This is a genomic window from Gorillibacterium sp. sgz306347 (assembly GCF_059735245.1).
In genome coordinates this window covers 1-20353 of sequence record NZ_JCAPET010000038.1, presented here as the reverse complement: position 1 = coordinate 20353, position 20353 = coordinate 1, and the positions used below count along the sequence as shown (strand labels likewise).

Annotated in this window: 17 protein-coding genes; 13 read left to right on the top strand and 4 right to left on the bottom strand. The window is 62.4% G+C overall.

The window, feature by feature from the left end:
• Positions 1 to 509: 509 nt before the first annotated feature.
• Positions 510 to 1664 carry a glycerate kinase gene (locus tag AC6I6H_RS17500; protein WP_497955285.1) on the bottom strand — a complete coding sequence of 385 codons (1155 nt, stop codon included), beginning with the start codon at positions 1662 to 1664 and terminating at the stop codon, positions 510 to 512.
• 500 nt (positions 1665 to 2164) lie between these two features.
• Positions 2165 to 3475 carry a CdaR family transcriptional regulator gene (locus AC6I6H_RS17495; protein WP_497955284.1) on the bottom strand — a complete coding sequence of 437 codons (1311 nt, stop codon included), beginning with the start codon at positions 3473 to 3475 and terminating at the stop codon, positions 2165 to 2167.
• Positions 3476 to 3544: 69 nt separating this feature from the next.
• Between AC6I6H_RS17495 and AC6I6H_RS17490 the strand changes: the two genes are divergently transcribed.
• Positions 3545 to 4063 carry a hypothetical protein gene (locus tag AC6I6H_RS17490; RefSeq protein ID WP_497955283.1) on the top strand — a complete coding sequence of 173 codons (519 nt, stop codon included), beginning with the start codon at positions 3545 to 3547 and terminating at the stop codon, positions 4061 to 4063.
• Here AC6I6H_RS17490 and AC6I6H_RS17485 read toward each other — a convergent pair.
• On the bottom strand, positions 4012 to 5022 hold the full coding sequence (locus tag AC6I6H_RS17485; protein ID WP_497955282.1) for a helix-turn-helix transcriptional regulator: 1011 nt from the start codon (positions 5020 to 5022) through the stop codon (positions 4012 to 4014). The two genes, AC6I6H_RS17490 and AC6I6H_RS17485, sit on opposite strands and share 52 nt — an antisense overlap.
• A gap of 161 nt (positions 5023 to 5183) precedes the next feature.
• Between AC6I6H_RS17485 and AC6I6H_RS17480 the strand changes: the two genes are divergently transcribed.
• From AC6I6H_RS17480 to AC6I6H_RS17425, 12 genes are all read left to right on the top strand, one after another.
• A complete protein-coding gene (locus AC6I6H_RS17480; protein ID WP_497955280.1) occupies positions 5184 to 6065 on the top strand; it encodes an SDR family oxidoreductase in 882 nt (293 codons plus the stop codon).
• Between the two features lie 252 nt (positions 6066 to 6317).
• Positions 6318 to 7364 carry a Rieske 2Fe-2S domain-containing protein gene (locus AC6I6H_RS17475; RefSeq protein ID WP_497955279.1) on the top strand — a complete coding sequence of 349 codons (1047 nt, stop codon included), beginning with the start codon at positions 6318 to 6320 and terminating at the stop codon, positions 7362 to 7364.
• 34 nt (positions 7365 to 7398) lie between these two features.
• Positions 7399 to 7905: a 2-oxo-4-hydroxy-4-carboxy-5-ureidoimidazoline decarboxylase gene (uraD, locus tag AC6I6H_RS17470; protein ID WP_497955278.1), complete on the top strand. Its 507-nt coding sequence runs from the start codon at positions 7399 to 7401 to the stop codon at positions 7903 to 7905.
• 25 nt (positions 7906 to 7930) lie between these two features.
• On the top strand, positions 7931 to 8881 hold the full coding sequence (gene pucL / locus AC6I6H_RS17465; protein WP_497955277.1) for a factor-independent urate hydroxylase: 951 nt from the start codon (positions 7931 to 7933) through the stop codon (positions 8879 to 8881).
• On the top strand, positions 8878 to 9270 hold the full coding sequence (uraH, locus tag AC6I6H_RS17460; RefSeq protein ID WP_497955276.1) for a hydroxyisourate hydrolase: 393 nt from the start codon (positions 8878 to 8880) through the stop codon (positions 9268 to 9270). The genes pucL and uraH overlap by 4 nt, the downstream gene beginning before the upstream one ends.
• A gap of 22 nt (positions 9271 to 9292) precedes the next feature.
• Entirely contained in the window at positions 9293 to 10753 is a 1461-nt protein-coding gene (allB, locus tag AC6I6H_RS17455) for an allantoinase AllB (protein WP_497955275.1), read from the top strand.
• 88 nt (positions 10754 to 10841) lie between these two features.
• The gene (locus AC6I6H_RS17450) at positions 10842 to 12143 is read left to right on the top strand and encodes a Zn-dependent hydrolase (RefSeq protein ID WP_497955274.1); all 1302 of its coding nucleotides are present in this window, start codon (positions 10842 to 10844) and stop codon (positions 12141 to 12143) included.
• Positions 12143 to 13420, top strand: coding sequence for a pyridoxal-phosphate-dependent aminotransferase family protein (locus AC6I6H_RS17445; RefSeq protein ID WP_497955302.1), 1278 nt, complete (start codon positions 12143 to 12145; stop codon positions 13418 to 13420). Before AC6I6H_RS17450 ends, AC6I6H_RS17445 begins: the two co-directional genes overlap by 1 nt.
• Positions 13421 to 13436: 16 nt before the next feature.
• The gene (locus AC6I6H_RS17440) at positions 13437 to 14006 is read left to right on the top strand and encodes a hypothetical protein (RefSeq protein ID WP_497955273.1); all 570 of its coding nucleotides are present in this window, start codon (positions 13437 to 13439) and stop codon (positions 14004 to 14006) included.
• Positions 14007 to 14449: 443 nt separating this feature from the next.
• A complete protein-coding gene (locus AC6I6H_RS17435) occupies positions 14450 to 15520 on the top strand; it encodes a LacI family DNA-binding transcriptional regulator (protein WP_497955271.1) in 1071 nt (356 codons plus the stop codon).
• Positions 15521 to 16260: 740 nt separating this feature from the next.
• The gene (locus AC6I6H_RS17430; RefSeq protein WP_497955270.1) at positions 16261 to 16512 is read left to right on the top strand and encodes a hypothetical protein; all 252 of its coding nucleotides are present in this window, start codon (positions 16261 to 16263) and stop codon (positions 16510 to 16512) included.
• A gap of 666 nt (positions 16513 to 17178) precedes the next feature.
• Positions 17179 to 19902: a glycoside hydrolase family 2 protein gene (locus AC6I6H_RS17425; protein WP_497955269.1), complete on the top strand. Its 2724-nt coding sequence runs from the start codon at positions 17179 to 17181 to the stop codon at positions 19900 to 19902.
• Positions 19903 to 20045: 143 nt separating this feature from the next.
• Here the strand turns inward: AC6I6H_RS17425 and AC6I6H_RS17420 are convergent, their stop codons facing one another.
• Complete coding sequence (locus AC6I6H_RS17420; protein ID WP_497955266.1) at positions 20046 to 20222, bottom strand: hypothetical protein; 177 nt, start codon at positions 20220 to 20222, stop codon at positions 20046 to 20048.
• Positions 20223 to 20353 lie beyond the last annotated feature (131 nt).

Below are 20353 nucleotides of genomic sequence, written 5' to 3'. Positions count from 1 at the left end.
GGATCGGCACTACACAATGGATCGGCACTGCACCACGGACCGGTATCGCATGATGGATTGGCATTGCATGATGGATCGGGCTGCATGGCGGACCGGCATTGCACAACGGACTGGCCTCCATGGCAGACTGGTATCGCATGACGATCCGGCACTATATGATGAACCTGGCTGCATGGCGGACTGACACTGCACAACGGACCGACACTGCTCGTGGGTTGCGCTAACGGTTGCCACAGAGGCTATTTGCCCAAAAAAGAGGGCTTTTAAAATGTAACGGTTGCCACAGCGCTTATTTTCGATTTTTGGCGTAGTTTTGGCCATTTTTCGCGAAATAGGCTCTGTGGCAACCGTTAGAGAAAAAACAAGGCGGTTTTGGTGTCAATAAGCCCTGTGGCAACCGTTAGAGGACTGATCACCGCCTGCGCGCCCCCGATTTCCTTCCACCAGACGCTCGACAGGTAGGACACGGAAAAGGTAGACAAACGTACATAGGGGAAGGGCCGTTCGTCTCAACGCTCTCCGCCAAACCCCGCCGCTTTCAGCAGCCGGAGGAGCTGGGTCGTCGTCTCGCGCATCCGCTCGCGGGCGTGCGCGGATTCCATGGCCTGCTCCAGCGGGCCGGGACCGTCCGCGATCGAGAAAAAGGCCGTGACGCCGCGCCCGTTCAATGCGGCCGCTTCCCTGGCCACGCTGCCCGCGAGCGCGATCACCGGCACGCCGTGACCGGCCGCGAGGCGGGCGACGCCAAGGGGCGCCTTGCCCCGAGACGTCTGGCCGTCCAGCCGGCCTTCGCCTGTAATGGCGAGCTGCGCACCGCGCAGCTGCTCGTCCAGCCTGAGGGCGGAGAGAACCAGCTCCGCCCCGGACGTCAGCTCTGCGCCGAGGAACCCGGCAAAGCCCGCACCGAGCCCGCCGGCAGCGCCTGCGCCCGGAAACGCCGCGATCTCCCGCCCAAGGGCGGCGCGGGCGATTTCGGCGAACTGCCGCAGGCCGCGGTCCAGGAGGCGGACCGTCACCGGATCGGCGCCTTTTTGGGGGGCGAAGACCGCCGCCGCCCCTTCGGGCCCGTGAAGCGGATTGTCCACGTCGCAGGCGACCCGGAACGTGCAGCCCGCCAGCTCCGGCAGCGCGCCGCTTCCGTCGATCCGGACGATGCGGGCGAGTGCCCCGCCGCCTCTTCCGGCGGGCCGTCCCCGGCTGTCCAGAAAACGCCAGCCGAGCGCTTCCAGCATCCCCATCCCCGCGTCATTTGTCGCACTGCCGCCGATGCCGACGATAAAGTCCCGGCAGCCTTGCCGGATCGCATCGCGGATCAACTCGCCGACGCCGTAAGTGGTAGCGAGCAGAGGATTGCGCTCGCCGGGCGTCACAAGCGGCAGCCCGCAGGCGGCGGCCGCCTCAATGACGGCCGTCTTGCCTCCACCCATTATCCCGTACATCGCGCGGACCGGTTCCCCCATCGGCCCCGTGACATCCGCCTGACACAAATGGCCGCCGCTGCCTATCACGAGAGCCTCGACCGTTCCCTCACCGCCGTCCGCCAAAGGAAAAACCGCCACCTGGGCATCCGGAAAGACCTCGCAAATTCCCTTCTCCGCCTCACGCCCCGCTTCCCGCGAAGTGAGCGAGCCTTTAAAGGAATCGATAGCCACCACAATTTTCATTCTCCAGCCCCCTAGTTGTTAATAGGGAGAGTATATAGCGAGAAAGTTGATCAGTGTATGGTTTAGGGACTGAAAACAACAACGATTATTGGTAAACCGAACAAGAAGATGAGGAAGCCATTATTTCACGGTCAAAAAAGCATGGCAAACCAGAAGCCTATGAGGTGATGCGTAGCGGATCGGAGGCCGAGAAGGAGAAGTATGAGGGAGAGCCGCGAGGAAAAGTGTGGCGGATCGAGGGCCTGAGAAAGAGAAGTATGAGGGCGGAGCCTGTGAGGAGAAGCATGGCAGGTCGGAGCCCGAGAAGGAGAAGCGTGCGCCAAAGCCTGAATAGGAGAAGTGTGCCAGGCCTGGCCAGTGAGATGAAGTTTGCTAGGCATCCTGGAAGAAGTAGCTTCGCAGACAGGGGGCGTGAGGAGGGCGATGCGACTGGCAAGTGGGCGGCAGCCCGGCCGGTCCCGGCTTATGAGCCGAGGGCCGGCTTCATCTTCGGCTGGCACTCACTTCTTTTCCTTCAGCCGGAGCGCCAGATAAAGCTCGACGGACTGTTCGTAGCGGCGCGGGTCCAGGCCGGTTTTGGCGGCGATCTTGTCGAGCCGGTATTGCAGGGTGTTCTTGTGAATGAACAGAGCGGCCGCCGTTTCTTTCAGCGACAGGTTTTCCCGAAAATAGACCGCCAACAGCCGCCGTTCCGTCTCGTCCAGAACACCGATTACCGCCGTGGCAAAAGAATCCCGCGCGGGGCGGGGGAGCTGGCTCGCGAGAAGATCCAGGCCCGCTTTGCCGTATTCATGCACGGCCAGCCCGCGGTCGGCGGCATGGCGAAGGGCCAGGGCGGCTTCCTCGTAAGAAGCGGCCAGCGTTTCCCAAGGACGGGGAAGGCCTGCACCGGCTTGAATCCGGCCGGGCGGGAAGCGCTCCAGCGTTTCCTCCAGCCGCCGCCGAAACGCGGGGTAACGCTCCTCTTCGCAAAGGACGACGTATCGGTCCGGAAAAAGATAAAGGTGGAGCCGGACCAGACCGTCGCGAACCCACTCCCGTACCGCTTCCGGCAGACCTTGCCCTCCATTCTCCGTGCTTCCGGGGAAGGCGGCCGTTCCGCTTGACACTTTGCGGTCAACTGGCGAAACTTCCGGCCATATGCCGGCTGATTCGCTGTCCGGTCCTCCGCGCTCCGCCCGGCCGTCCGGCGCATGACCGTCCGGTCCTCCGCGCTCCGCCCGGCCGTCCGGCGCATGACCGTCCGGTCCTCCGCGCTCCGCCCGGCCGTCCGGCGCATGACCGCCGGCCCCGGCGTCCTCCAGCAAAACCGCGACAGCGCGGCGGCTTTCGGGAGCGATCCCCGCCCGGCGCAGCGCTTCCCGGAGCACCCGGCCGTCATGCGTTTCCCCGAAAAGCAGCATCCGCGCCACAGAAGCGCGAAACTCGTTCCGGGACTGCCGCTCCTCCCACTGCCAATGCTCGCGGACAAGCAGCTCCGTGGTTTTGGTCAACAGATACCCGAGCGGCCGGCATTCCGAGGGGTCGCCCGTCAAACCGATGGCGCCCAGCCGGACCCCGTCGAACTGAACGGGGTAGTTAATGCCGGTCCTTGTCCCGAGGAACCCGTCCGGTTCCTGCACCTCCAGGGGCGCCCCGGTGTCGTAGGCCCGTTTTCCCGCCTCGTGAAACGTTCCGATCCGGCCGGGCGCGGTGCTGGCCAGGACCATGCCGTCCGGTCCGATAAAATTGACGTCGTGGCGGACGACGCCGCGGGCGGCTTCAACGATGCGCCGGGCCAGGGCGGGGGTGATGCGGTAACGGGTTTCCATGTCGGATGGTCTCCTTCCGGGTGCTGCGATTTTTGCGGCGATTCGTGGGAACAGCTTGGGGACAGGGAGATGGATGCGGCGATTTTTCGTACATTTCGGGTTTGCGCCCATCCGTTCCGGTTAAACAATGGGAGAAACCGCTTCAAATTCAAAAAACTGGACGGCGGCCGCCTCGGCCGCGGCCGGGTGGCCGATGAAGGAACCGCCCGCAACCTGAAACGCGACGCACTCGATCCGTCCAAGGAGCATGCCACCGACATCGAGCCCGGCACCGAATACCGGATCGAGGTGACCCGCGTGCTGAAAGGCGACGTCCCGGAAGGGGAAGTGCTTGTCGCCGTTCCCGGGGGAAGCTACGGAGAGCGGAAGGAAGACCTTCGGGCCGAGCTTGCTCCGAATGAGGAATACATCTTTACCGCTGCGCCCGCCGATCAGGGGCACCCGTATTATAAAGGGCAAAATGAGCCCTTTGTGTTCCAGCTGACCGAAAACCGGATGACGGCGGTCACAAGCGTCGAAGAGCACAAAACGGCGTTTCAGGAAAAGGATATGACGGAGGACGAGTTCCTCGCCATGTTCGATTCCTGACCGGAGACGTACAGTTTCAGCACCGCCTCCGCCTGCCGTTGCACGGCTTCGCGGAGCTCCGCCGGCTCCAGCGCTTCCGCCTCGGCCCCCAGGCCAAGAACGATGCCGCAGGCGGAATCCAGCGCCTGAAACTCCACCTTGGCGGTCAGCCGCCCGTCCGGCCCGTCCGGTACGGCAGTCCCGCTCAGGGCGGTGTAGCGCATCCGCCTCAACCGCTCCAGCGCGGAAGGTGTGAGCGAAAGCACCGCCGGGTAAGAGGGCAGAGCGGACTGAAACGCCTGCTTCGATTGCTCCCAATAAGCGGCCAGGTCGAATCCGTTCGGCCGGAGGGCCGCTTCTTGATGTTTAAAGGCCGAGGTGATCCGCGACACCCGGTAACTCCGCGTTTCTCCCGCTTCGTTTGCCGCCGACAGATACCAGACCGTCCCCATGACGACCAGCCCGAGCGGATGGACGGTTCGTTCCTTCGTTTCTCCGTCTCTGGGATAACCAATGGTTAACTGCCGCTCCTCCCAGACCGCTTCCCGCACCACCGGCAAAAAAGGGAACGCCTCATCCGACTTGCGCCATCCCGCTCCGTCGACATGGACCCGCTCCCGGAAAAAGTCCGCATCCCGCTGCAAGGCCGGGGGCAATGCCGCCAGCAGCTTGAGCAGCGCCGCCTCCGAAGCATGGCCGAGCCCCGCTTCTTTGGGCCGCTGCAGGGCAAGGGAGAACAGGAACGACGCCAATTCTTCCTTCTTGAGCCCGGTCAGCGTGGTGCGAAACCCGTCCACCAGCGCCCAGCCGCCCTCCGGGCCGCGTTCGGCATAGACGGGGATGCCCGCCGCTCCGAGCGCCTCCATGTCGCGCAGAATCGTCCGCGGGGACACCTCCAGCCGCCGGGCCAGCTCGCTCCCGGTCAGCTTTCCCTCCCGTTGCAGCATAAGAACAATTGACAGCAGCCGGTCTGCCCGCATGGCGCACGCTCCTTTTTATGGATACCTCGATTATATACGACAATAGGTGTCTTATACAGCCGGTATGCTGAAAAGGAGCGCAAAAGACGGCCGGAGCGCCGGCCCGCAGCGCGCAGGCGAATAACAGCGGAAAAACCAAAAAGAAAGGGAGCGTGGGTTTGATGAAAAAGCCATTGGAGGGGCAAATCGCGGTTGTGGCGGGGGGCACGCGCGGAGGCGGCCGGGGGATTTCCGTCGCCCTTGGCGAAGCGGGCGCAACGGTTTATGTGACCGGCCGAAGCACGAGCGGGAACCGGTCCGACATGGACCGTGCGGAAACCATTGAGGAAACTGCGGAACGGGTTACCGCCGCGGGCGGACATGGCATTCCGGTCCGGGTCGACCATACCGACCGGGAAGAGGTCCGGGCACTGTTTGAACGGATCGCCGGCGAGCAGAACGGCAGGCTTGATCTTCTCGTGAACAATGTTTGGGGCGGAGATCCCCTGACCGAATGGGGAAAAACCTTCTGGGAGCACAGCCTGGACGACGGCCTGCTCATGCAGCGCCGGGCCGTCCTGAGCCGCCTCATCACCGCCTACTACGCCGCTCCTCTGATGATAAAGCGGGGCAAAGGGCTGATTGTGGAGATCACGGACGGCATCGGCTACCGCTACCGGGGCAACCTGTACTACAGCCTCGCCAAAATTTCCTCCGTTCACCTGGCGGCGGGCATGGCCGAGGAGCTTCGTCCGCACGGCGTGGCGGCGGCGGCTGTCACGCCCGGTTTTCTGCGCTCGGAAGCGATGCTGGATCACTTCGGCGTAACGGAGGCGAACTGGCGCGATGCGGGCGAGCAGGAGCCGCATTTTCTGCAATCGGAAACGCCGCTTTTTGTCGGCCGGGCGGTGGCCGCGCTCGCCGCGGACCCGAACCGCGGCCGGAAATCGGGCCAGAGCCTGAGCAGCTGGGGCTTGTCCGACGATTACGGGTTTACGGATGCGGATGGCGCCCGGCCGCATTGGGGGAACTACGCGAAAGCAAACGGGCTCCCCTTGGAATAGAAAGCTTCGGTCAAGCTAGTCCCACGGTCCGGCGTGCCATTAACGGCACGCTGGTTTTTCACGTTTTAAATGTTAATTAATATCACACAAATCATCAATAAACATTTCATTACAGCCATATTAGGGAATTATATTTATCACATCGATAAGAAAATTGATATTTCGGAACATCCCTTGACTTTTGGAATAACTATTATGTAATATAAGCTAACACATTTATCGAATACCAAACCGGGAGAGGAGGATGGGAACATGGCAACGAGCGAAAAGGAAATCGGCGCGGCGACTAGCTTGCCCCGCGATTGTACATTTACGCCGCAGGATTGGTCGGTGCTGTCCCAGTACTGGTTTCCCGTCGCCATAGCGGAGGAAGTGCAGGACAAACCGGTAGCCGCCAAGCTGCTGGACGTAAAGCTGGTCTGCTACCGGAGCGGGGACCGGATCGTGGTAGCCCGCGACCTTTGTTTTCACCGGGGGGCTCCTTTGAGTCTGGGGTGGGTGGAAGACGGCGAAATCGTCTGCCCTTACCACGGCTTTCGCTATAACTGCGAGGGCAAATGCACGGCGGTTCCGGCACATCCTTCCAATAAAATCTCGCCCAAGCTGAAGCTCATTGTCTACCCTTCCGTGGTGCGTTACGGTCTGGTCTGGACGACTCTGGCGGGCTCGGAGCCGGACCTGCCGGAATTTCCCGGCTGGGGCGAAGAGGGCTACGCCAACGTGCTTCCGCCCGTCTTCGAGATTGCCGGCTCGGCCGGCCGGCAGATGGAAGGGTTTCTCGACGTCTCGCATTTCGCGTTTGTCCATACGGACACGTTCGGCGACCGCAACAACGCGGAGGTGCCCCCCTATAAGGTGGAGCCGGAAGGCAAAGGGCTCCGGGCCGAGTACTGGAGCACCGTCAGCAACTATGCCAAGGGACAGGAAAACCGGGCGCCGGAAGGCTTCCTCTGGCTGCGCGAGTTTCGGGTGTTCCCGCCGTTCGCGGCGATGCTGACGGTTCATTTTCCGGAGGAGCAGAAGCTGCACATTCTGAACTGCGCCTCGCCCGTTTCGGCCCGCTACACCCGGCTGTTTTGTCCGATAACGCGCAACTTCGACCTGGACGCGCCCGCCCAGGCGACGATAGACTTCAACCTGCATGTTTTCGACGAGGACCGGGCGATGGTGGAAGCGCAAACCCCGGAGGACCTGCCGCTCGATTTGCAGGCGGAAGCCCATATTCCCGCCGACCGCACCTCCATTGCCTATCGGCAGCTGCTGAGCCGGATCGGCCTCGGCCGGATTTATACTTCTTAATGAAGGAGCAGGCGCGAGCGAAAGGGGGTACGGGATGCTGACGCTTGAGCGGATCAACGAAAGCGGCCGGGAAGCGTTTCTGGGCGAGCTTGGCTGGATTTTCGAGCATTCCCCCTGGGTGATGGAGCGTGTGTGGGGAACACGGCCGTTCGCTTCTCTGGAGCAAATGCGCGAGCGGATGGAAGGGGCCGTGCGCGGCGCATCCCCGGAGGAGCAGCTCGGCCTGCTGCGGGCGCATCCCGATCTGGCGGGGCGGCTGGCCATGACGGACGCTTCCGTAAAGGAGCAGCAGGGGGCGGGGCTGGACCGGCTGACGGCGGCGGAATACGAGGCGTTTACCGTCTGCAACAAGGCGTACACGGAGCGGTTCGGGTTTCCTTTTATCATGGCGGTCAAAGGACAGAACAAGGATGCGATTCTCGCGGGCATGCGCGAAAGGCTGAAAAATTCCGCCGGGGAGGAGCTGGACACGGCGCTGGCGGAAGTGGTGAAGATCGGCTTTTTTCGCTTGTGCGGGCGGATGGGTTTGGAGAAGGAATGAATTTAATCGAGGGCGGAGGATGGCCATGGGAGAGCAAAAGGGAAACGAACGGGTGCTGTATTACGGAAAAGACGACGTGCTGGTGTACCGGACCTACGCGAAACCGCTGCGCCGGATCACGCCGATCCCGGAGTCGGGCTATACGGGAGACGAAAACGTTATTTTCGCCTTGAACGTGCGGGTGGAGGTGCGCGGGGACGCGTTTCTGCCTTCCTTTACGGAAGGGGAGAATTCGATGGTGGTCGCCACCGACTCGATGAAAAACTTCATTTTGCGCGAAGCGGCGTCGTTTGACGGGGATACCGTCGAAGGATTCCTTTTTTATATCGGCGGCAAGTTTTTGAAGCGGTATGCCCATATGGAATCGGTCAAGCTGTCCGCCGACCGGCTGACGTTTGCGACGCTCCAGGTAGCGGCTGAAAACGGCCTGGCGGACAGTCCGCTGGTGTACCGGCACGCGCACAACGATCATCCGTCGGCCATGGTGGAGGTGGCGCGCGGCGGGGACGGGACGGCAGTCGCCGGACACGAAAGCATGGTGTCGGACCTTCAGCTGATCAAGGTAAAAGGCAGCTCGTTTGCCGGCTTCGTGCGCGACGAATACACGACGCTTCCGGAGGCCTCGGACCGGCCCTTGTTCATCTGGCTGAACATCGGATGGCGGTATGAGGATGCTTTTGACGGCATCTCCAGCGAAAACGGCCGCTACGTCGCGGCGGAGCAGATCCGCGATATCGCCCACAACGTCTTTCACGAGAAAAAAAGCCCGTCCATCCAAAACCTCATCTACGAAATCGGGCAACGCGTGCTGACTCGCTTTCCCCAGCTGGCCGTTGTGCGCTTCGAATCGAACAACCGCACCTGGGAAACGATTGTCGACAAAAACGGGGAGTCGGACGCCGCAGTCTATACGGAGCCGCGTCCGCCTTACGGCTTCCAGGGCTTTACGATGACGAAGGCGGACCTGAAGCCGTGAGCGGGCGGCTGACCACCCATGTGCTGGACCTGTCGCGCGGCGCGCCGGCGGAAGGGATGAAGGTGGAGCTTTGGGTGCTGGCGGATGCCGAGGCGGCGGGGGCCGGCTGCTCCGAAACGGACACCCCGCGCCTGCTGCGCACAGCCGTTACGAACCGTGACGGGCGGCTGGACGCCCCGCTCCTGGAGGGCGAGACGCTGCGGCCCGGCCGGTACCGGCTGGTTTTTTACGCGGGGGATTATTTCCGGCCGGGAGAGAAAGGAACGGGGGCAGGACCGGTTTTTCTGGACCGGATTCCAATCGAGTTCGGGGTTGCGGACGGCGCGGAGCATTACCACGTTCCGCTGCTTGTCGCTCCGGGGGGCTACAGCACATACCGGGGAAGCTAAATAGCAAAGGGAGGGAGCCGGCATGCCGGAGTTGTTTGACACCATTATCCGCGGCGGGCGAGTCGTGCTTCCGGTCGGAGAGGAACGGCTGTGCATCGGCATCCGGGACGGCCGGATCGCGGCGCTGGCGGAAACGCTGGACGAACGCGGCACCGACCGTGTGGTCGACGCGGCCGGTTTGATCGTGATGCCGGGCATGGTGGACGTCCACGTCCATTTCAACGAGCCGGGGCTCGGGGCATGGGAGGGCTTTGCCACCGGCTCGGCGGCGCTGGCGGCCGGCGGCTGCACGACGTACGTCGACATGCCTCTGAACGGGCAGCCGCCGACCACGACGCTGGCTGCGCTGGCGCTGAAGCGCGAGCGGGCGGAGGGCGAAAGCCATGTCGATTACGCCTTCTGGGGCGGGCTTGTGCCCGGCAATCTGGAAGAGCTGGCTGCTTTGGCGGAGGCGGGCGTGGCCGGCTTCAAGGCGTTTTTGTCCGATCCCGGCGGCGAAGGCGAGGATATCTTCCGCCAGGTGGACGACGCGACGCTGCGGGAGGGCATGAAGCGGATCGCCGCGCTTGGCGGCGTGCTGGCGCTGCACGCCGAAAGCGAGCCGATGGTGGCGCGCCTCGGCGGAGAGGCGCGCCGCGCAGGCCGGACCGGTCCGCTTGATTTTGCCGATTCCCGTCCGCCGGAGGCGGAGCTGGAAGCGGTCCGGCACGCGCTCGGCTATGCCCGGGAGACCGGCTGCGCGCTGCATTTTGTTCACATCAGCAGTCCCTTGTCCGTCGCGGAGATCGCCGGGGCCAAGGAAGCGGGACTGGATGTGACGCTGGAAACCTGCCCGCATTACCTGGTGCTGACGCGCGGCGACCTGGAGCGGCTCGGGCCGAAGGCCAAGTGTGCGCCGCCCCTGCGCAGCGTGGCGGAGCAAGCCGGGCTCTGGGCGGACGCGGCGGCGGGCCGGATCGACATGATCGCCTCCGATCATTCTCCGTGTCCGCCGGAGCTGAAGGAAAGCCCCGACTGGTTCCGCGCCTGGGGCGGCATCGCGGGGGCGCAAAGCTCGCTGGAGCTGCTCCTTGACGAGGGCCACCTGCGGCGGGGCATCCCGCTTTCCCGGCTGGCCCGGCTGCTGTCGGGCGAACCCGCCCGGCGCTTCGGTCTGGCCCCGCGCAAGGGCGCGATCCGCATCGGGGCCGACGCCGACCTGGCGATCGTAGATTTGAGCCGTCCTTACACACTGACGGAGGACGACTTGTACGACCGCCACAAGCAAAGTCCCTATGCCGGCCGCCAGTTCGGCGTGCGGGTCGTGGAAACGATTCTGCGCGGCGAAACCGTCTACCGGCTTGGAGAGGGGCTGGCCGCAAGGAAACGCGGCATCCAATTGAGGCGGGTGGAGGGGACGATGCGTCCGGCCCGGGACATCGGGACAAGACCCGGCGGTACCGGCGAGCCGGGGGCGAAAGCGGTGTTCGGAGGGAGTATCTAAAAGAAACTGCCATAAAGGGTTTCGCAGCACTTACGGGGAAACCCGCGCAATACCGCGACACGGTTTTTGCGGGACAGGAGGAGGAAGGATGGGGCAATTGGCGAAACGAAATCCGGCTGAGCAGCCGCCGGCCGGCCGGGCGGACCTGCCGCTTCTTGGCAAATGGGTCGGAGAAACCTTATGCTGGCTCGCAGGCTTCGGGGCGGATGCGGCGGGCGGCGTGACGCGGCTTCTTTACGACAAGGCATGGCAAGCGGCGCAGGAGGCGCTGGCCGAGCGGATGCGGCGGCTCGGGCTGTCCGTCTGGTACGACGAAGCCGGGAACCTGCACGGGCTTCTGGCCGGAACGGACCCGGAGGGCGGCACAATCCTGACCGGCTCGCATATCGACACTGTGGTGCACGGCGGACGCTATGACGGAGCCTACGGGATCGCGGCCGCGCTGACGGCGGTGCAGCATCTGGTGGAACGGCACGGGCGGCCCCGGTGCGGCATCGAGGTCGTGTCCTTCTGCGAGGAAGAAGGAAGCCGTTTTCCGCTGACGTATTGGGGCTCGGGCAACCTGACCGGCCTTTATTCGGCCGGCCGCGTTCCCGATATCCGCGACGCAGCGGGGGTTTCCCTGCGGGATGCGATGGAAGCGGCCGGCTTTGGTCCCGGCAGCCGTGCGCCTGCGCGGCGCAGCGCCCTGCGGGCCTTCATCGAGCTGCACATTGAGCAGGGCGAGGTGCTGGAGCGGGAGAAAAAGCAGATCGGCATCGTTCGGGGCATCGTCGGGCAGAAGCGGTTCAGCTGCGAGGTGAAGGGGGCGGCCAACCATGCCGGGACGACGCCCATGAAGCTGCGGTGCGATGCGCTCGCCGGAGCGGCAGAGATGGTTGTTTTCGCGGAGGAAAGCGCCCGGGCGTTCGGAGAGCCGCTGGTTGCGACGGTTGGCAGCCTGGAGGCGAAGCCAAACCTGTCCAACGTTATTCCGGGCGATGTTTCCTTTTCACTGGACGTCCGGCATTCGGACAGCGGGGAGCTCGCTGTCTTTTGCGACGCGGCGCTCGCCCGCTTTCGCGAAATCGCCCGCCGGCGGGGACTGGAGTTCCGCGCCGCCGAATGGATGAATGCCAAGGCGGTGCGGCTGGACGGCGGGCTCATGGAGCGGATTGGCGAGCTGTGCGGCCGGCTTGGACTGGAGAGCCGCGAGATGTTCAGCGGGGCGGGGCACGACGCCCAGCTCCTACAGGCCGTCTGCCCGACGGCGCTGGTTTTTGTGCCGAGCCGGGGCGGCGTCAGCCATTCGCCGGAGGAATACACCTCCCCGCATGAACTGGCCGCCGGGGTGCTGGTCCTGACCCGGCTGCTGCACGAGTTGGCGTACGAAAAGGAGGGAGCGCTGTGATGCCTTACCGCGACCTGTCCCCTTCGCCGCGGACGATCATGACCCCGGGGCCGGTCGAGGCCGACCCCCGTGTGCTGCGGGCAATGAGCATGCCGGTGCTCGGCCAGTTCGATCCCGAGTTCACCGGGCTTATGAACGAGACGATGGAGATGCTCCGGGCGCTTTTTCAGACGGACAACCAGTGGGCGTATCCGGTCGACGGCACGTCCCGCGCGGGACTGGAGGCGGCGCTGACGAGCCTGATCGAGCCAGGCGACCGGGTGCTGGTGCCGATCTTCGGGCGCTTCGGCCATCTGCTCGCAGAGATTGCTGAGCGCTGCGGAGCCGAGGTAACTGTCATGGAACGGCCGTGGGGGGAAGTCTTCGATCCGGAGCAGGTGATTGCCCGCCTGAAGCGGGAACGGTTCGATCTGGTCGCGCTGGTGCACGGCGAAACGTCGACGGGGCGGATGCAGCCGCTCGCGGACATCGGCCGGGCCTGCCGTGAGCTGGATGTTCTCCTGGTGGCGGATGCCGTGGCGACGGTCGGCGGAACCGATGTGCCCGCGGACGATTGGATGCTGGACGCCGTGATCGGCGGCACGCAGAAATGCTTGTCCGTTCCGGCGGGCATGGCGCCGCTCACGTACAACGCCCGGGCGGAGGCGAAGCTGCTCCGGCGCAAGCGCATCGAACGCGGCCTGCGCGATCCGGCCGCCGGTCTCCTGCCGGAGCCGCCGGGCGCCCGCATCCGCAGCAACTACCTCGACCTGAGCCAGCTGCAGGATTACTGGAGCCCGGCCCGGCTGAACCATCACACCGAAGCGACCTCCATGCTGTATGCGCTGCGCGAGGGGCTGCGTCTGGTGCTGGAGGAAGGGCTGGAGCGGCGGTTCGCCCGCCACCGGGAGAACGGGCGTGCCTTGGCGGCGGGGCTTATGGCCATGGGGCTTCAGCTGTTCGGCAGCCCGGCCTGCAAAATGCCGATGGTCGCCTGCGTTGAAATCCCCGCCGGAGTGGACGGAGAAGCGGTGCGGGCGCAGCTTCTGGGGAGGTTCGGCATCGAGATCGCCAGCTCGTTTGGCCCGCTCAAAGGGAAGATCTGGCGGATCGGCACAATGGGCTACAGCTGCAGCCGCAAAAACGTGCTGCACACGCTGGGCGCCCTGGAGGCCGTTCTTCTGCGCCAGCGTGCCCCCGTTCACGCGGGCGAGGCGGTGCAGGCGGCTCTGGATGTATACGACGAATACGACACGGCGGGAGCGGCGACGAAAAGTCCGCAGGCAAAGAGCGTTTAGCAGGTATAGGGATAGGTTGATTGGCGAAGAAGCCGGAGGTTTCGGGCACTGCTCTTACAGGCAGGGCTGGGAACGACGGCTTTTTTGGCGTGGGAAGCAAGGTCCGGGAGGCTGGATACGGACGGATTGTGCAAGGGCGTTTTTTTACAAAAGAAGGAAACATCCGCTGCCGGATCGAATATTCTTTCCTGTTCTGGTTTTGCACCGCCATGGAAGGGAAGTAGAAGAGATGCGGAGCATGAAAAAGACTGCCGGATTGCTGGTGGCCATTGTTCTCTGTGCAGCCGCTGCGGGCACGGTCTGGTTTTTCTATCCGGGGACGATCGAATTGGATGCCGCCGGGGTGAAGTATCGGCTTGGGGCGGTAAATGCAGCAGAATCGGAGCCGGTCCGCATTCGCATGGAAGGCGAGCTGCGAAACCGCCTGAAAGGAAAGCGGGTTTTTCAAGGTGCGTTCTCCATGGAAGGAAAAGAAGAGCTTTTTCCAAGCAGTCAGGTTCGCATTTCTTTTGATTCCCACGGCGAAGGAATGCTGTTCCGCCATTTTCCGGGCAGGGTGAGCCATGTCAGGGAGCTTGCCGGATAAGTTTATCTCAGCCGCGCTGAGCCTTATGAACTTTGCATCACGCTATTTGAGCCAAAGGGAAAAGGTGCCTCATGGAGCGGAGAGAACGGCCTGATGGTCGCCGCACCCGCTGACGGACGGGAGAGGGACTGGCCATTGCCAACCGTCTGATGGAGGCTATGCTGCTGCCGGGCAAAAAACTGGAGTGAGGAGAGGGGCTGCCGGGTGCTGCCGGTGTGCTGCCGGGTGCTGCCGGGTGCTGCCGGTGTGCTGCCGGGTGCTGCCGGGTGCTGCCGGTGTGCTGCCGGGTGCTGCCGGGTGCTGCCGGGTGCTGCCGGTGTGCCGCCGGTGCCGCCGGACGCCGCGGAGCTTCTCCGAAGGAAGGTTGAATCTTGCCGTCCGAACCCGTAAGCTAAAGAAAAAGGCCGGAGCTTGAAGGCCTCAGCCATAGGAAGAGGAACGAAATGAAGAAAGTAACGCTGCAAACGATTGCCGACCGGCTTCAGGTGTCCAAGGCGCTCGTGTCTAAGGCGCTTGCCAACGACCCCGCCGTGAACGGGGCGACGCGGGATGCCATCTGGAAAACCGCTATCGAGCTGGGATACCGGATCAAGCCGGCTAAAAAAACCTCATCCGCCCGCCGCCGGGGAGCGGTGGCCGTGGTGATGCCCGGCGCTTATTTGGGCGACATCGAATATTGGGGCAAGGTGATCCAGGGCATCCACGATGAGTTGAACGCGCAGGGGCTGGACATGCTGCTTCAAGGCGTGGACGTTTCGCTGCCGTCCTCCGAAGGGATGCCCGCGGCGGTGCGGGAGGAACGGGTGGACGGCGTCATCGTGCTCGGCCATCTGCCGATAACGTATGTGGCCTGGCTCAAGACCGCCGGGACGCCGTTTGTCCTGGTGGATGCAAATGCATTGGACCCCGAGGTGGATCATGTGCGCGCCAACAACCGGGAAGGCGCGTCCGAAGCGGTGGACGGCTTGCTTCGCCGGGGCTTCCGAAAACTCGCGTTCGTCGGCGACACCGGGTCCGCGCTCAGCTTTGCGGAGCGCAAGGAAGGCTTCGAGCAGGCGGTGCGCAGCTTTCTGGCCGCCCGCCCGGGGGAAACGGTGGCCGTGGGCTTTGTGGGAGGCATCGGAGTCAGCGCGGAGGGGAACTACCGGCGGGCCTCCTTTGCCCCCGGCCTGCGGGCTTGGCTGGACGGAGAGCACTCGGCGGCGGAGGGGGATGGCGCGTTGGTCTGCGCCAACGACTACATCGCGGGCGAGGCGCTCGGCCTGCTGGCCGAATGGGGCGTGCCGTGCCCCGGCCGGGTTTCCGTCTGCGGCTTCGACGACTTGGCTTGGGCCGAACGGACCGTTCCGAAGCTCACCACCGTGAGCGTCCCCCGGAACGAGCTTGGCAAAAAAGCGGTTCGCCTTGTCTGTGCCCGCATGGAGGAACCGGAGGCGATGGCCGAGCTGGTCTTGCTCCCGACCCGGCTGGTGGAGCGTCAATCGGTACGGAGCGCGGCTCCCGAGCCGGAATAGGCCGTCGCGGTACATTCCGGGGCGAGATAGTTTGGAACGGATGGTATTCGATTCAGGCAAATGGATGCTGTGCACTTCAAGCAACGAATTCTGTAGCGTTTCGGAAATGGAAAGCTGCACACTCCGGGCAAACGAATGCGACAGGCTTCGAGAAATGAAAGCCGCGTACTCTGGGCAAACGAATGCTGTCGCGTTTCGGAAATGGAAAGCTGCACACTCCGGGCAAACGAATGCCGGACGCTTCAGGCAAACCAATCACTTAGCGTTGAAAAGGAGCAGCATCGCATCGCCACAACAAAACCTTCCGGTCGAAGCGGGAACGCGGAGACGGAAGGTTTTTCTGCGTTTAGGCGAGAGGCCGGCAGGCGAGTATGAAAGGGAACCGGGCCCAGACTCTTATTCGCATCGAGCCATGAGCGGAGTCTTTTTTCGGAATAGAGAATCGAAAGGAGCCAATGCCGATAGTGTGACGAGCAGATTAGATTTCGAATATAGCAACGGCAGAATAGACTCTGGACAGAACTGCGGGCGGATTGGATTCTGGAAAGAACAATGGCAGATTAACCTCCGGACAGATCTCCAAGTAGATTAAAACTCGGACAGATCTGCAAGTAGATTGGACTCCGAATAGAGCGGCATCAGATCGGACTTCGGACAGAATCAGGGACAGATAGTTGCCGGGGGTAGCCGCGCATGAACACAACCGAATAGCGCAGCAAGGGAGGCCTTCGGATAGAAAGATGCAAAAATACATTATTATGGAGACGAAAAGGCTGAATTGCATAGAAAATGTTGCATTTATACATCATTCTCAGCAGGTTGGGGCAAATATGGCTTTTACCAATGAAAAATCCTGCACAATCGCAGCATTTTCGGCTAAAGACGCTCCAGCTCATAAAAATCCTGCATTTTTGCAGCATAAGGCGCCTCCTTTGCAGCTGCAGCCGGAGTTAACCGCAGTCAAACTTTTTCAGCGGCATAATGCCAGGTAAATTGTATGGCTCCCAGTGGGCAGCAGCAGGAGTCGGCAAGCAAAGCACTGCCTTCCCCGGCAGGTCGGGAAAACCGGCACGGCAGTTCCTGCTGCTGCAATCCCGATACCAAGCTTCGTTATCGTTTAATACCTGTGAGGACGTGGGGCGCTAACGGTTGCCACGGAGCTTATTCACGCCGAAAGCTTGCTTTTTTTTCGCTAACGGTTGCCACAGAGCCTATTCTGGAAAAAAGGAGCAAAACCGCGCCAAGAAACGAAAATAAGCGCTGTGGCAACCGTTACAAATTGACAACCCCTCTTTTTGGGGCAAATAGCCCCTATGGCAACCGTTAGCCCATCGATTCATCCCCCAGTGGGCAGCAGCAGGAGTCGGCAAGCAAAGCACTGCCTTCCCCGGCAGGTCGGGAAAACTGGCACGGCAGTTCCTGCTGCTGCAATCCCGATACCAAGCTTCGTTATCGTTTATCCCGAGCGCACAGATACAGATACGGAAAATGGGGGCTCTCTTTTTTTGCGGGCCGGACAATCATCCATCGATATCAAAAGTTGAAAAAAATATAATTTTATTGAATTAACTATTTGAAATTCGCTTGTGCCGTGTATAATAAAAAGGAAACCCGCGCATCGCGCGGCATGAACAGGCTTAGCAGAAAGGAAGAACAGCATGGAGCATTCCCTTTCCAAAGAACGGTGGGAGCTGAAGGGGTATTGGCCCTGGGTTCCTTTTAAAGGCACAAGCATGGAAATCGGCGAAGAGCTGCTCGGCGTCACGGAATGGCTTCCGGCGACGGTTCCGGGCGGCGTTCACGAGGATTTGTTTCGCGCGGGGCTGATCGAAGACCCGTACCGCGATTTGAACAGCTTGCACTGCGAATGGGTGGAAAACCGCTGGTGGGTGTACCGCTGCGAGTTCCCGAATCCGGGTCTTTCCGGCGAGCGGGTGGAGCTGGTCTGCAAAGGATTGGATTATGAGGCGGATCTTTTTCTGAATGGGACGCGGCTTGGCGGGCACAAAGGCATGTATCATCCGGCGGTGTTCGATGTGACGGACCTTCTGGCGAAGTCGGATACGCTGAGTTTAACGGTCGTGCTCCGGCAGGCGCCGGACGAGATGGCGCAGATCGGCAAAACCTCGGAGACGTTCACCCAGAAGAGCCGCTTCAACTACAAATGGGACTTTTCCACGCGTCTGGTCAATGTCGGCATCTGGGACGATATTGTGCTGCGTGCGCGGCAGGCTTTTTCGCTGACGGATGTCGCGCTCCACACGGATGTTGAAGACGGCGAGGGCCGGCTTCGCCTTTCCGCTGCGGCGGAAGCCACCGCAGGATGCCCCGCCGAAGCGGCGCTGCGCGCGAAAGTTCGCGTAACCGGGCCGGATGGAGAAGATGCCGCTTCCTGGGAATCGGAGATTGCGCCCGGAGAACGGTTTACGGCGGAACTGGCGGTGCTGAACCCCCGCCTTTGGTACCCGAACGGGTACGGCGAGCAGCCGCTTTACCGGGTGGAGCTTGATTTGGCCGAAGCGTCCGGCGGGGAGGCACACGACCGCTGGTCGGGAAAAACAGGCATCCGGCAGCTGCGCTACGAACAAAACGAGGGCAGTCCGGAAGACGCCCTGCCGTATACGTTCGTGGTAAACGGCCAGAAAATTTACATCAAGGGAGCCAACCTGACGCCGCTTGATCACCTGTACGGCAATGTGGGCCCCGAGCGTTACGAATGGATCGCGCACCTGGCGAAGACGGCTAACCTGAATATGCTGCGCGTCTGGGGCGGCGGCATTATCGAAAAGCCGTATTTGTACGAGCTGTGCGACCGGCACGGCATTCTCATCTGGCAGGAGTTTATCCAGTCGAGCTCCGGGGTGGACAACATTCCTTCGAAAAAGCCGGAATTTCTGGCGCTGCTGCGCGAAACGGCCCGAGCTGCGCTCGCCGACCGGCGGAATCATGTGTCGCTGGCGGTCTGGAGCGGCGGCAACGAGCTGATGAGCGCCCCGGACACGCCCTCCACGCTGGAGGACGAAAACCTTGCCATGCTCAAGGCGCTGGTGGAGGAATACGACCCCGGCCGGCTGTTCCTGCCGACCTCGGCGTCGGGTCCGGTCCAGTACATCACGGAGAAAAAAGGCGTCAGCCACGACGTCCACGGCCACTGGAAGTACCAGGGCGACCCAGTGCACTATGAGCTGTACGGTAACGCGGACAGCCTGTTCCACAGCGAGTTTGGCGTGGACGGCGTGAGCGCCGAGCGCAGCCTGCGGAAGTTTTTGTCCGAACCGCATCTGAAACCGCAGACCATGAAAGAAAGCCTGGTTTGGCGGCACCACGGGGAATGGTGGGATACGTACGAGCGGGACGAAGCGCTTTTCGGTAAGCCGGAGTCCCTCGCCGCCTTCGCCGGAAACAGCCAATGGATGCAGGCCGAGGGGCTGCGCTTCATCTTGGAAGCGAACCGCCGCCGCAAATTCCGCAACAGCGGCAGCATCATCTGGCAGCTGAACGAGCCGTGGCCGAACGCGTCCTGCACCAACCTCGCGGATTACTACCTGGATGCCAAAATGGCGTATTACTGGGTGCGCGATGCGTTCCGGCCGGAGCATGTTTCGCTGGATTACCGGAAGCTCGGCTATCGTCCCGGCGAAGCCTTCGCCCAGCCGGTTTGGGTACACGCGGCCGGAGGAGCCGCGGAGGCTGCGGTCCGGGCCGAGCTGCTGGACGGAACCGGAACGCTCCACGGCGAGCGGACCTTCCGGGGCCGAACCGAACCGGACCGGGCGCTTCGCGTCGGGGAGCTGGCATTTGCCGTGCCGGAGACGCCGAACGGGCTGTTTTTCGTCCGCCTGACGCTGCAAACGGAAAACACGGAGCGGGCGGAAAACCTGTACATCTTCTCAACGTACGAAGGACCGCTGTACAGCCCGGCTTTGAAAATGAAGGGCGGGAAGCTGGAGCAGGAGCCTTTGGGCGAATGGACGCGGGTGGCGGCGAACGGAACGGGGGACCCGGTATGGCAGGGGACGCCGGAGGCCGAAAAAGACACGAAGGCCGTGCACAGAGCGGGGACGCCGGGAACCGAAAAAGACACGAAACCCGTGCATAAAGCGGGAGCTACGGAAGCCGGAAGCGGAGCCGCGTTCCTGTACAAGCGGACGTTCCGCGTGACGAATGCCGGAACGGAAGCCGCGCTGCATGTCCATCCCGAAGAAACGACGGACCGTTACTGGATGACGGCGGACAACGCGTACCGGACGCTTTTCCCGGGTGAATCCATGACGGTAACCGTTCAATGCCGCGAACGCGCGGGCGGCTTGTTTGAACAGGGCGAGCGGGAGAAGGGCGCAGCTCCCGAGCCGGTAATTGGCTTCTTCGCCTTTGGCCGGTAAAACCGCCGGAAGACAACGAAACGGACCGACCCAAGCAGCTTGTCTGCCGGGGGACGGTCCGTTTTGCGGTTGGGGGATGGCAGCGGAGGTGCGTATCGGCTTGGTCCGCTGCGCCCCCGAAGCCGGTCAATGCGGTTCGCGCTTCAAAATCGGAACAGATCGCGGCTGTCCGCATTTGGTTGCTTCTTTTGCCGAATCGCCCGCACAATTTCTTCGCTGTACGCCAATCGTTTGTAGCTTAAAACTGCGAGATAGATAAGAACGGCCAAAATCAACAGCAGCAAGATTGAAATTAAATGCAGGTAGGACCCGGTCGCCATCTTTTTTCCCCTCACTTAAAGAAAGAGTCATCCTGTACCGGTCGGTCCAGGATGATTGTTCCTTCGGCAGAAAGGGGACCGTTTCCTCTACCCTGAAAAAAACGCAGCTTCATAGTCTGTGGTGCCCGCCA